Source organism: Mumia xiangluensis (genome assembly GCF_010994095.1).
GTDB lineage: Bacteria > Actinomycetota > Actinomycetes > Propionibacteriales > Nocardioidaceae > Mumia > Mumia xiangluensis.
Genome location: NZ_WJYO01000002.1, coordinates 113,017 through 124,555, shown reverse-complemented (window position 1 = coordinate 124,555; position 11,539 = coordinate 113,017). Strand labels below are relative to the sequence as shown.

Below are 11,539 nucleotides of genomic sequence, written 5' to 3'. Positions count from 1 at the left end.
TGACATGGCACAGGTGCAGGCAGTGGTGAACCAGCCCCCGGCAACAGCCGTCCAGGCGCTCCGGGTGGCCGCGGCACGGCAGGGCTGGATGCCCGACCCTCGCCGTACGACTCCGAGCGCGGTGGCGTTCAGGAAGGGCGCCAGTGCGCTCTCCTGGGGCTCGAACCTGACCGTCGGGATCGCTCCCGGCCCGTCGCCGACCGAGACGCTCCTGACGTTCATGACGACGGAGTCGTTCGCGATCACCGACTGGGGGCGCGGGCGTCGTGGGTTGCAACGACTGATCGAGGCGCTCGGCGCACGGGTGGTGCCGTAGCCCGCTTGCGGCGCTGCTCGCCGACGGCCGCACCAGCGCGGTCGGACTAGCATCGACCGGTGGCCCCGATCCCTGCAGCTGAGGTCGACGTGACGATCGACCTCGTACGCGGCCTGCTCGCGTCGCAGCACCCGGATCTCGCCGACCTCCCGCTGGAGCTCGTCGCGCACGGCTGGGACAACGAGGTGCTACGGCTCGGCGACGACCTGGCGCTGCGGATCCCACGCCGGGAGCTCGGTGCACGGCTCGTGCGGCACGAGCAGGAGTGGCTTCCGGTGCTCGCACCCCGTCTGCCGACCCCGGTCCCGGTGCCCGTGCGGGTCGGATCGCCGAGCGACGGCGCGCACGGACCGGCGTACCCGTGGTGGTGGAGCGTCGTGCCGTGGTTCGACGGCGAGGCTGTGGTGCGGAGCGCGGTGGACGAGCGCCGTACGCTGGCGCGGCCGCTCGCGGCGTTCGTGACGGCGCTGCACCGTCCGGCACCGGACGACGCGCCCGTGAACGCGTACCGGGGCGTGCCGCTGGCCGTCCGCGACGCCGGCATCCGGGAGCGTCTCGACGCGCACCCCCTGCCCGAGCGCGCGGCGCTGCTCGACCTGTGGGACCGCCTCCGCACGACACCGGAGTGGGACGGCCCGCCCCTGTGGGTGCACGGCGACCTGCATCCGGCGAACCTCCTGGCGTCTCCGGACGAAGCGGGCACGCTCGCACTGTCGGCGGTCATCGACTTCGGTGACGTCACGTCCGGTGACCCGGCCAGCGATCTCGCGACGGCGTGGCTGACGTTCGACGCGGAGGGGCGTCGCGAGTTCCGCGAGCTGGTCTCGCGTGCCGGTGTCGCCGATACCGCGATGTGGGACCGTGCCCGCGCCTGGGCCGCGGTGTTCGCCGTGCTGCTCGTGACGTCGTCCGACGACGCGCCGCAGCTGCACGCCATCGGCGCTCATGGCCTCGCGCAGGTGCTGTCGGGGGAGTGAGGGCGGGGGTCCGCCGGACACAACGCGGGAGGAGGTGACCCTGGGGTGGGCGCACGCTGAGCCGATGAAGCTCTCTCGCTCTGCCGCGCTCGTCGCTGGAGGCGTCGTGCTCGGTCTCGTCGTCGGCGGAACCGCCACTGCGGTCGCCGTGTCCCAGGCCAAGGCCGTCAAGGTCTGCGTCACGAAGTCAGGGGTGGTCCGCGCCGCGGACGCCAAAGGGAAGTGTCCGAAGGCGACCAAGAAGCGGGCGATCGCCGTCCGTGGGCCGGTCGGCGCACGCGGTGCGCAGGGCGTGCGTGGACCGGCCGGCACGCCCGCCGCGATCCACGCCTGGTCGACCTCAGCCGCGAGCGTGCTCGTCGACGACTACGACGAGGACATCGCGACGCTGACGCTCCCCGCCGGCAGCTACGTGCTCTCGGCCAGCGTCGACATCGAGAACTGGGGGCTGCCGAGCGGATACCAGGGTGGGATCTCGGTCGTCTCGTGCAGGATTCCCGGCTACGAGACCGCGTCGATCTACCTGTCGCCGAACGGCACCTACATCGGCGAGCCCGAGTCCTTCTCGCTCGACTCGACCTTCGTGCACGCCGGTGGTCCGGTGACGCTCGAGTGCAACCGCGTGTGGAACTCCGCGATGGTGCGCAAGGCGTCGTTCGTCGCGACGAAGGTGGGTGGGGTGAACTGAACGCGGCGGATGCCGGATCAGGCATATCGCCGCGGGGCGGTTCACCGCTAGCGTCTGCGCATGCGGCTCATCGTCGTCCTCGCCAGCTCTGTCGCCCTTCTGCTCGGCGGTGCCGGTGCTCCGGCCCAGGCAGCCGTGCTGCCCACCGGCTTCACACTCGTATCCGGCACGGTGACCGCGTCGTACGACGCTGCAACGGCGGCTGTCACGCTGGAGCAGTCGTCCGCGACCGCGATCGTGCACTTCCAGGCCGCCGACATCGGTGCGGGAGCGACCGTGCGCGTCAAGCAGCCGGCGGCCGGCAGCCGGATGCTGATCAGGGTGGTCGGCGGCGCGGCGACCTTCCTGGCCGGCTCGCTGCAGGCTGACGGCCAGGTCGTCCTGGTCAACCCGGCCGGGATCACCGTCGACCGCGGCGCGTACCTCCGCGTCGGCGGTGTCGTGCTCAGCAGCATGAACACCCAGGACGTGCGCTTCCTCGGGGGCGGACCGACGTTCGACGCACCAGGACCGACGGGACCGGTCACGACCGCGGGCACGATCCGGGCCGATCGGGGCATCGTCGCGCTGCTCGGCACGTCGGAGGTGACGAACAGCGGTTCAGTCGTCGCTCCGGGCGGCGTGATCGGCATGGTCGCCTCGAGCAGCGTGGGCGTGAGTCTCGGTTCACGCAACGCGGAAGCGATCGCCCCGGCACAGTCGGCGGGGAGCCAGCCGGCGGCCGTGGTCAGCAGCTCCGGCATCCTCGACGCTCGCGGTGGCGCCGTACGCCTGCACGGTGACCGTGCCGGCTCGGTCACGTCGACGGGAGTCGTCCTGAGCTCGGACAGCGCGCTCACCGCCAACAGCGTCGAGATCGGGGGCGTCGACCGTGGCCCCCTCCACGTCGCATGCACGCTCGGCAGCGCCCTGCAGTCGCGGGTCACGCTGAACGGGGTGCCGAGGAAGCCCGAGCACGTCACGACGGGCACGTTCGACAAGCAGAAGGTCCTGTACGCGAGCGCGTTCGCGCCGTCGGGCGGCGCCGCCGGGCTGGGACGGACCTCCTGCTCCGCGGGCGTCCTCAACGCGCCGGTGCCGAGTCTGGTCGGGACCCCGGCGGTCGGGCGTACGCTCGCCAGCTCTGCCGCCTGGGCGCCGAGCCCCGCCCGCCTCGCCTATCAGTGGCTCCGCGACGGTCGGGCGATCGCCGGCGCGACGCGCGCGACGTACGCCCTGGCTCCCGCCGACCGCGGACACCGCGTCAGCGTGCGAGTCACCGGCAGTCGGGCAGGCTTCGAGACCGTCACCCGGACGAGCACCGCCGCGCGTATCGCGGCAGGCAGGCTGACGCCACGTCGCCCGAAGATCGCCGGGAAGCCCGCGGCAGGTCGGCGGCTGACCGCGAAATCCGGTCGCTGGGGGCCGGGAGGGGTGACGCTGCGCTACCGCTGGTACCGCGACGGTGATCCGATCAAGCGCGCCACGAAGCGCCACTACCGGGCGAAGAAGGCGGACGCGGGACACCGCATCACCGTGAGGGTGACCGGGTCGCGCACCGGCTACGCGAGTGCCACCCGGGTGAGCCGCGCGATCCGGGTGACGCGGTAGCGACCGCCGAACGCAGAAGAGGCCCCCCGGAGGGAGCCTCTTCTGTCGTGCTGGTGGGCGATACTGGGTTTGAACCAGTGACCTCTTCCGTGTCAGGGAAGCGCGCTACCGCTGCGCCAATCGCCCGTGGTCCTTGCGGACCTGGAGCCGTGGGACCCCATCGAGGTGGAGACGGGATTTGAACCCGTGTACACGGATTTGCAGTCCGTTGCCTCGCCTCTCGGCCACTCCACCGGACATCTACGATGTCTGAGAAGGGGCCCGGAGACCCACTCCGAGCGGACGACGGGATTCGAACCCGCGACCCTCACCTTGGCAAGGTGATGCTCTACCACTGAGCCACGTCCGCGCGCTGCTGGGCTTCCCCGGCAACGAGAGAAACATTAGCGGATGGGTCGGAGCGCTCCAAACTGGGGGTCCGGTTGGCGCGTTAACGTGGCCGTATGCGTGCATGGATCAACGGAAGAACCCTGGAATCCCCGGACGAACCCGCCCTCGGTGTCCTCGATCACGGCCTCGTCGTCGGCGACGGCGTCTTCGAGACCGTGAAGGTCAGCGACGGCGCCCCGTTCGCTCTCACCCGCCACCTGGAGCGCCTCGCCCGCTCCGCGTCGGGCCTCGGCATCGGCGAGCCCGACCTCGACCTCGTACGAGCGGGGGTGGCCGCGACGATCGACGGACAGGACCTGCCCTTCGGGCGGATCCGCATCACCGTGACCTCAGGGCGCGGCCCGCTGGGGTCGCCGCGTGGACACGAGGGTCAGACCGTCGTCGTCGTCACCGAGCCCGCCGTACGCCCCGACCCGACGACCGCGATCGCCACGGTGCCGTGGCCCCGCAACGAGCGCGGCGCGCTCAGCGGCCTCAAGACCACGTCGTACGCGGAGAACGCGCTCATGGTCGAGCACGCGCTCCAGCACGGTGCGTCGGAGGCCGTCATGGCCAACACGGCGGGGCTGCTGTGCGAGGGCACGGGGTCGTGCATCTTCTACGTCCTCGACGGACAGCTCGTGACCCCGACGCTCGAGTCGGGCTGCCTGGCGGGAGTCACGCGGGCTCTCGTGCTCGAGTGGTGCCGCGACGAGATCGACGTCGTCGAGCGCGACGCTCCGATCGACGTGCTCGAGCGTGCGGAGGAGGCGTTCCTCGCCGGCACCACGCGCGACGTCCAGGGCATCCACCGGATCGACGACCGGGAGCTGCCCGCCCCGGGGCCGGTCACCGCGCTGGCGGCCAAGATCTTCGCCGAGCGGGCGGCGGAGCAGATCGACCCGTGACGGTCGCCGGCGGCGAGCCGGACCCGGATTTCGGGGTGTTCGTGCGCGTACGCTAGTCTCTGTGTCGTCCCGCTGAGCGGGGCGACAGCGGGCGATTGGCGCAGTGGTAGCGCGCTTCGTTCACACCGAAGAGGTCACTGGTTCGAACCCAGTATCGCCCACCGCTACGAAACCCCCTCTGACCTGCGAAGACGCAGGAACCAGAGGGGGTTTCTGCGTCGTGTGTGGGGAATACGTGGGGAAGCGCGGGAGGAACTCATGACGACGGTCACAGCGAGCGAGTACGGCCCCGACCTAACAGCGGAGGTCATCAAGCGCTGGGGATACCCCCGCGTCGCGCGGGACTTGCGGACTCGTCGTCGAGGCAAGATCGTCCTGCTTGCGACACGGCAGGGTGTCGCTGCGGGGTTCGTTGAAGCACAGCACGGTAGGGAGCTCGACGACCGAGGTGACCTCCAAGGAAGCACAGGCACCGGAACAGAGATCTCCGAGATCTTTGTAGACGCGACCTTCCGTCGCGAGGGTGTGGGTGGCGAACTGCTCGACGCCGCATTCGAAGCAGCGCGAGCGCACGGTGATCGCGCCATCTTCCTCTACACCTGGCGGGGCCCTGGGCGAGTTGACATGCACGTCCGACTCGCCGCGTTCGAATCATGGGGCATGACACGGACCACGCCCGCCACAGACGCGGACCCCGTCGTCTTCTGCAAGTCGATCCCATGACGACCCGCTTCATCCACCCGCACCACTCCGCCCCCGACCCGCCCGACCGCTCCACATGGCAAAAGGTCCGCAACGTGTCGTGGCCTTTCCACGACCAGGACGACAACGGACACGCACGCGGCATCCCCAGCCGCACGCCCATCCTCATCATGGTGTGGCTCGACTTCGAACACGACGGCCTCTGTTGGCTACCTGCCCAAGCCGTCCGATGGCACCGCGACCGGGTGTGCGTCTACCTCTCCGACGACCGACTCGCAGTGCCGTACGTGTGGGTCGCCGTCACCGACGTCCAACGCCGGTGAGTGCCGCACGGCGTGGCGGAGGTAGCGCCAGGAGGTGACGGCAACGCGTTAGAGGCCGCAACTCCGTCGTCCTGTCACGCGGAAGCGCGTACAACCTTCGCAAATTGCGGGAAACCTGTCGAGATCTTGCGCAATCTGTGAAAAAGGAAGCGACTGCGTTCGCTGGTGTCCCGATCGCTACCGAGACCAAAAGCGGAACCATCACTCATGAATCAGGATCGGGGAACTCGCTCTCGTGTCGGACACGGAATCTCCCCAGCCGAGCACGGGGGAAGGGGCGCGCGATCGGCAGGATCATCCGGGCGACGTCCTCCGCGAAGCCCATCGCGAGCTCGCTGTGGTACGCCGCGACCATGCGACGAAATTGAGCAACGACACGCGCTTCCCACGGACCCAAACCTCCGTGCAGCATGTAGCACCGATCGGCGCTGAACTCCACGAAGGAGAGTCCCGCTCGCTCGACGTAGTCATCGCCCATCAGCGCCTCGATGGTGAGCTCGAATCCGGGGCCGCCTGCACCGGGGGTCATCCACGAGGCTCGGATCGATTGCACCTGGTTGTCGTCGATGAAGACGCCGCCCGGGCCAGTGATGGCGTCGAGGAGTGGCTTGAGGACGTTGTCGAGGTCGGCTACTAGATGGGTCTGGTAGCGACGGGCCTCCTCGATCAGCCACACAAGCGTGACCTCGACGTCGTGCGTGAAGATGCCCCTTGTCGCCTCTTGGACAGCCGCACCGAACGCGGCGCGGAACTGCTTCTTCCTAACTGTGTTCGCCTGAAGCGAGACGGGACTCGCGGCACTCCGGATCACGATCTTGCCCTGGTCGTAGTACTCATGGACGACGAAGTCAGCCGCGGAAACGACAGGTTCGATCACTCCGGAAGTCTCGCAGAGCGGCGTGGCGATGTCGCGCTATGTCCCGGTACAGGGGGACCGCGCCGACGCTTGTGTCGTGTTGGGTGCGTGAGTGTGACACCGTCTCAGTCACGGATTGTGGATTAGCACCGCGCCGCCAAATCTGTTGGACTAGGATTTGCGCCCATGAGTGTGAATTGGAGTTTGGTGGCGGATGTCTTGGCCGCGATAGCGGCTGTACTCTCGCCCATTGCGACTGCCGCCGTGGGCATCGCCGCGATCAAGGCACAGCGCCGAACCTTCCAAGCCGAGCGCAGCGACTCAAGAAAAGCGAACCAGGACGCGATCACGCGCGAGGACTCGATCCGGTCCCAGGAGCGCGGGAGGGCGCAGGAGCAGCAGCTGCAATCCGAACTTCGAATTCGGTACGAGGACATCCTTCGAGACTTCGACCGGATCGATGGCACTGGTAATTTCTGGGAAACTGCTCCGCCCTCACAGGAGGATCTGAGGAGCATACGAAGGAAGATCGAAGTGCTGCCCCCCGGCGAGATTCACGATCGGCTGGGGAGGGTTGTCGAGCTTCTGGCGCTGCACTCCCTGTTGCCAGTGCTCTCCAGCCATCCCGCTCTCTATGTCAACGGCGCCCTCGGGACCGGGCGCGCCATCGTTGCGGCCGCGCTCAGAAACGAAGCACCTGCTCCTGAAACTCCGTTCTTCACCAGCCTCCTGGCTTACGCTCAGGAGGGCGAGATTCAGTCACACGGAGACAGCGGCACTCCAGATTTCGAACTTCCATCGTCTGCGCCAGAACTGGAACGGGAGGGAATGTTTGAGTTCATCAACTATGGACGATGGACCAAACCTTACAATTCTCTCGGTTGAGTCTCGATCGCGGGCGCACACCGACGAAAGACCGATTGGGTTGCAATCTTATGGACAAGTCCGAACTTGCTATCTGGCTCGTTCCCGTGATCGCCGGCATCGCCGTACCGATTGGTATTCATTTCCGCGAGAAACAAAGCCGGTCGCTTTCTTACGCTGTCGTGGACAATCGATCGCTACTGCTTCGACATGCGAGTCGGTTCGATCTCTCGTTTTCGTTCAACGGAGGGGAGGTGCGTCGACCGTGGCTCCTAGTCATACGAGTAGCGAACTCAGGTGGCCAACCGATCACTTCCGAAGAGTTTGAGGTGCCGATCACGATTAGCGTCGGAGACGCACGTGTTCTCACAGGAGAAATCAGTGCACGACGCCCAAGCGATCTCGCGCCTCGGCTTGGGCTGCGCGAAGATGGTGTCCGGATCGAACCAATGCTGATCAACTCACGTGACTTGTTCGAGGTCCAGCTGCTTCTTGATGGTTCACCGAAGGAGCCGCTCCTCTCGTGCCGCGTCGAAGGGGTCAAGAAGTTGAAGGAGGTCAGCATCCCGCGAACTTCATGGAATCAGCCGTGGCGGTTCGGGTTTGGCGACTACATCTCAGCCGGAGTGTTCATCCTCGTTGGGGTTGGGCTCTTCATCTCGATCGTGAATGGGGAAACCAACCCGTGGATTAGGTGGCCACTCGCCACCGCATTGGGTGGGTCGCTAGCGGTCGCATTCCCGCTGTTCCAGTTCTCGGTGCTCAGGCGAAGCAGGTTGTTTCTCGAGGGTCTGAGCCACTCTCAGACAAGGTAGCGCTTCAGGAGGCGCGCCTCGATGGCGTGTTGAAGTCAACCTCTGCCGAGGTAGTCGTCGGATCGGGGCGCCGCGGCTTCGATCCGCGCGCGGCGGCGTTCTGCGAAGGGGGCCACGGTGGAGCGTGCGACGGGTCCCCATCGGTTGCGGTGAGCCTCAACCTGCTCGCGGTAGGCGGTGTCCTCCGCGTACTTGGCGGCCACCTCGCGTGCGGTCGCGATCTCGACTGCGAGGTCGGTCTGGAGGGTCTCTGCGCTGCGTGCCCATGCTTCGGCGGCCACTAGTGCTGCGAGCGCCTTCGCGGGGTCGTTGTCGGGGAGCATGTGCCATGCGGGAGATCCGTAGATGGGCAGGTGTGCGCCGTGGGCACGGTCGATCCGCTCTCGCGCCCAGTAGCGGCGTCGGAGGTCGACCCCGGACGTTGCGCTACCGTCGTCGGGCTCTGCGTCGGAGGACGTCGATCGCATGTCGGTAGAGACGTTCGTGGTTGACGTGTGTGTGGTGCGTGATGAGGGTCCCGAGCGGGTCGGTGGTGAACGCGCGCGCGAAGCGGGGTCGTTGCCAGCTCGGGAGGCTGCCCGCGATCCTGCGTGCGACGTCCTCCACCGAAGGGTCGGGGTCGACGATCATCGCGAGTTGCGCGAGACGTTCTCGTGTTGCGCTGTCGTCGACCGGAGCCGGTGTCGTGTAGCGGTGTCGTGAGGTCATGGCAGCGTCTCTGACGGGTCGAGTGGCACGACCGCGAGGGTTGGTGCGACCCGTCCGGTCGAGTCCCTGTAGAACGCTCCATCGGGGTCGGTCCACGCTTCGACGACGACGACGCGCTGTCCGCTCTCGTCGTCGAGGACCCTCATCGTCGCGGGACGTGGGTTGGTGACCCGGTGCGCGGCGAGGAACGCGTCGACCCGACTGCGGTAGGGGTCGTCGTGTTGGTAACGGTGCGCGTCGAACGTCCACGCGACCGCGAGGTCGCCTTCGGGGTGTCGGAGTTGGTGCGTCATGGGGTTCCTCCGGTGAGGTCGATGGTTGAGACCGCTCCGGTGACGAGTGATGCGGAGAGTCCGTAGCGGAGCGCGGCAATGTCCGTCCCGAACTCGGCGGGACGAACGGCTGTCATCCACTCCATGTCGGATGCAAGGACGGTGACCGCCGTCGACGCGAGGAGAACCCCGGTGCCTGCAGGCGCGCCGGCGGTACGGATGACCTCAAACGGGACCGCGAGCGGGCTGTACGCTGCGCGGAGCTTCGGCATGTCGGCAGGGTTGACGACGAGGACGTCTGCTCCGGTCGGCCACGCGGTACCGATCGACGCTTCGGCTTCGTCAGCGGTCCCCGGAGTGAGTCCCGTCGTGAGTCGTCTCAGGAGTTCGCGCTCAAGACCGGTGTTCACGATCGTCGTCAGGAGGATCTCCATGATCCTCGCACCCGGCTCGGTGAAGTCGTCGACCATGAGTGAGACGTCGAGTCCGTACAGAACGGGGACCCATCCGACGTCTCGTCCGTCGATCCGTGCTCTCCCGTTCTCGTCGAGTTCTCCCGGGGGCGGGTCGATGATCGCGTCGGGGATGTTGTCCCACCCTCTCGGCATGTGTTCGCCGCGTGTCCCCATGGGTGCGGGGACCGGGGTCGCGAGGCGGTCGAGGAGCGGCGATGTGGTCGATGCGACGGCGGGCGCGTGCTGCCGGTAGGGCATGACTCCGGTTGCGTCGACCCATGCGACGTCACGTCGGAGGACGGTGAGTTGTCGGTCGAGTGCGAGGCGTTCGCGCGCGGCCTCACGGTCGTCGTTGGTGGTGCGCTTGGACGCGTCGCGGATGAGATCCCCGACGCGGGATTGATGCGATCCGGGTCCGTACGGTTCGGACCACGCGACAGCGGTACGGACGTCCGCGGCGGCGTCGGAGACCGCTCCGGCTCGTGCGAGACGTTCGCGTCCGACGATGCCGGGGAGGGTCACGGACCGTCCGAGGTTGCGTACCTCGGTGAGGAGTCCGTCGATCGCGGACGGGTCTACACGCTCGGCGGTTGCCGGCGGGAGGTGGCGGGTTCGTCTTGGTTCGATCATCGCGGGCGGTTCCTCGCTTCCGGTGGCGGCTCGGCGTCGGCTCGCACGAGCCAACGTCCGCGTTCCTTGCGGGCGGGGATGGCGAGGACCCCCCGCTTCACCCAATGGCGGGCGGTCCGCACCGGCACCCCCCATGCGGACGCCCATTCATCTAGCGACACCCACACGTCGTCGAGCAACGTCTCCGCGAGTTCTTGCTGCCGGGCGGTAACTCGGAGTGCTTGGGCGAGGTCGCGGTGTGCGGCGAGAGGAACACGGCGCGTGCCCGGCGGTGCGACATACTCCAACCGCATGACCTCGCGGCAGAGGTCATGGATCGACGTCGCGGCGCGTGCCGCGAGCTCGGTGGGGAGATTGTGCGGACAGTGCGGGGGTCCACTCTCGACCCCTGTTACCTCCGTTACCTTGTTACCTCGCGTGGTCGTCACGAGTCGTCCTCAAAGGTGAGACCGACGTAGCGTCCACGACCCGCCTTGCCGATTCGTCCACTGTCGACGAGACAACGTGTGCGGGTGTGCTCGGGCGCGAGCGCTCGCGCGTGTGTGTCCTGTGGCTGAGGCAGGAACGCAACCATGGAACCCGCCAACTGCTGTTGACGCGGCTGCGGGTTGTGCCGGGCTGAGCGTTCGGCATCGACACGCGGACAGGGGGACGGGGGTCGGGGTCGTCGAGCGACGATCTGCAAACGAGCGGACACGACGCCGGTGGTCATGTTGTGCGCCCGGTCGAGCGGGGGTCGTGGTCGTCGCAGACGTCGATCGGCTCGCCGTCGGTCGGCGGAACCGGCGGGCGTGAGCCGTTGACTTGAGGACGTTGTGGGCGGACGCCATCTGAGGGCGTTTCGTCGACAGCACTACCTGTACTACCTCTTGGGATGGGGTCCTGGCGTACCTCTAGACCCCCGCTTGGGGTACGCCACGGCGTACCTTCGTGACCTCCGGGTGGGCGTACCTCTACAGAGGTACGCCGTGGCGTACCTCTACCCGCAGTCGGGAAGGTCGCTTGATAGACCGCCGTCACGCCGGGGCGAGCCCGCTTGACGATGTCGAGAAAGCCAAGTCTGCGA

13 protein-coding genes and 4 tRNA genes are annotated in these 11,539 nt (G+C 67.6%); 10 read left to right on the top strand and 7 right to left on the bottom strand.

All coding sequences use genetic code 11. The features are described 5' to 3' along the window. Positions 1 to 4 precede the first annotated feature (4 nt). The 4 genes from GH747_RS06765 (at position 5) to GH747_RS06750 (ending at position 3,571) form a co-directional block, all read left to right on the top strand. Positions 5 to 316, top strand: coding sequence for a hypothetical protein (locus tag GH747_RS06765; RefSeq protein ID WP_149768834.1), 312 nt, complete (start codon positions 5 to 7; stop codon positions 314 to 316). Between the two features lie 59 nt (positions 317 to 375). Next, positions 376 to 1,293, top strand: a complete 918-nt coding sequence (locus tag GH747_RS06760; RefSeq protein ID WP_205602834.1) for an aminoglycoside phosphotransferase family protein — start codon at positions 376 to 378, stop codon at positions 1,291 to 1,293. A gap of 64 nt (positions 1,294 to 1,357) precedes the next feature. Next, positions 1,358 to 1,981, top strand: coding sequence for a hypothetical protein (locus GH747_RS06755; protein ID WP_149768833.1), 624 nt, complete (start codon positions 1,358 to 1,360; stop codon positions 1,979 to 1,981). Between the two features lie 60 nt (positions 1,982 to 2,041). After that, a complete protein-coding gene (locus GH747_RS06750; protein WP_149768832.1) occupies positions 2,042 to 3,571 on the top strand; it encodes a two-partner secretion domain-containing protein in 1,530 nt (509 codons plus the stop codon). A gap of 51 nt (positions 3,572 to 3,622) precedes the next feature. Here GH747_RS06750 and GH747_RS06745 read toward each other — a convergent pair. From GH747_RS06745 to GH747_RS06735, 3 genes are all read right to left on the bottom strand, one after another. Beyond that, positions 3,623 to 3,697, bottom strand: a tRNA-Val gene (locus GH747_RS06745). Between the two features lie 37 nt (positions 3,698 to 3,734). Then, positions 3,735 to 3,805: transfer RNA gene (locus GH747_RS06740), tRNA-Cys, on the bottom strand. 43 nt (positions 3,806 to 3,848) lie between these two features. Then, positions 3,849 to 3,920: transfer RNA gene (locus tag GH747_RS06735), tRNA-Gly, on the bottom strand. Positions 3,921 to 4,014: 94 nt separating this feature from the next. Between GH747_RS06735 and GH747_RS06730 the strand changes: the two genes are divergently transcribed. The 4 genes from GH747_RS06730 (at position 4,015) to GH747_RS06715 (ending at position 5,873) form a co-directional block, all read left to right on the top strand. Then, positions 4,015 to 4,848, top strand: a complete 834-nt coding sequence (locus GH747_RS06730) for an aminotransferase class IV (RefSeq protein WP_149768831.1) — start codon at positions 4,015 to 4,017, stop codon at positions 4,846 to 4,848. Positions 4,849 to 4,937: 89 nt separating this feature from the next. Beyond that, a tRNA-Val gene (locus GH747_RS06725) sits at positions 4,938 to 5,009 on the top strand. A 97-nt stretch (positions 5,010 to 5,106) separates the two neighbouring features. Continuing rightward, entirely contained in the window at positions 5,107 to 5,571 is a 465-nt protein-coding gene (locus GH747_RS06720; RefSeq protein WP_149768830.1) for a GNAT family N-acetyltransferase, read from the top strand. Next, complete coding sequence (locus tag GH747_RS06715; protein ID WP_149768829.1) at positions 5,568 to 5,873, top strand: hypothetical protein; 306 nt, start codon at positions 5,568 to 5,570, stop codon at positions 5,871 to 5,873. Before GH747_RS06720 ends, GH747_RS06715 begins: the two co-directional genes overlap by 4 nt. A 205-nt stretch (positions 5,874 to 6,078) precedes the next feature. Here the strand turns inward: GH747_RS06715 and GH747_RS06710 are convergent, their stop codons facing one another. Beyond that, positions 6,079 to 6,750 carry a RusA family crossover junction endodeoxyribonuclease gene (locus GH747_RS06710; RefSeq protein ID WP_163695355.1) on the bottom strand — a complete coding sequence of 224 codons (672 nt, stop codon included), beginning with the start codon at positions 6,748 to 6,750 and terminating at the stop codon, positions 6,079 to 6,081. A gap of 165 nt (positions 6,751 to 6,915) precedes the next feature. Between GH747_RS06710 and GH747_RS06705 the strand changes: the two genes are divergently transcribed. Both GH747_RS06705 and GH747_RS06700 read left to right on the top strand, forming a co-directional pair. Beyond that, positions 6,916 to 7,614 (top strand): hypothetical protein, encoded by a 699-nt coding sequence (locus GH747_RS06705; RefSeq protein ID WP_149768827.1) that lies wholly within the window; start codon positions 6,916 to 6,918, stop codon positions 7,612 to 7,614. Beyond that, positions 7,611 to 8,408, top strand: coding sequence for a hypothetical protein (locus GH747_RS06700; RefSeq protein WP_149768826.1), 798 nt, complete (start codon positions 7,611 to 7,613; stop codon positions 8,406 to 8,408). The genes GH747_RS06705 and GH747_RS06700 overlap by 4 nt, the downstream gene beginning before the upstream one ends. Positions 8,409 to 8,443: 35 nt before the next feature. On the opposite strand, the gene GH747_RS06695 is transcribed toward GH747_RS06700, so the two are convergent. The 3 genes from GH747_RS06695 to GH747_RS06685 form a co-directional block, all read right to left on the bottom strand. Then, positions 8,444 to 8,875 carry a DUF2742 domain-containing protein gene (locus GH747_RS06695; protein ID WP_149768825.1) on the bottom strand — a complete coding sequence of 144 codons (432 nt, stop codon included), beginning with the start codon at positions 8,873 to 8,875 and terminating at the stop codon, positions 8,444 to 8,446. Positions 8,876 to 9,112: 237 nt separating this feature from the next. Beyond that, the gene (locus GH747_RS06690) at positions 9,113 to 9,409 is read right to left on the bottom strand and encodes a hypothetical protein (protein WP_149768824.1); all 297 of its coding nucleotides are present in this window, start codon (positions 9,407 to 9,409) and stop codon (positions 9,113 to 9,115) included. After that, a complete protein-coding gene (locus tag GH747_RS06685) occupies positions 9,406 to 10,473 on the bottom strand; it encodes a hypothetical protein (RefSeq protein WP_149768823.1) in 1,068 nt (355 codons plus the stop codon). Before GH747_RS06685 ends, GH747_RS06690 begins: the two co-directional genes overlap by 4 nt. Positions 10,474 to 11,539 lie beyond the last annotated feature (1,066 nt).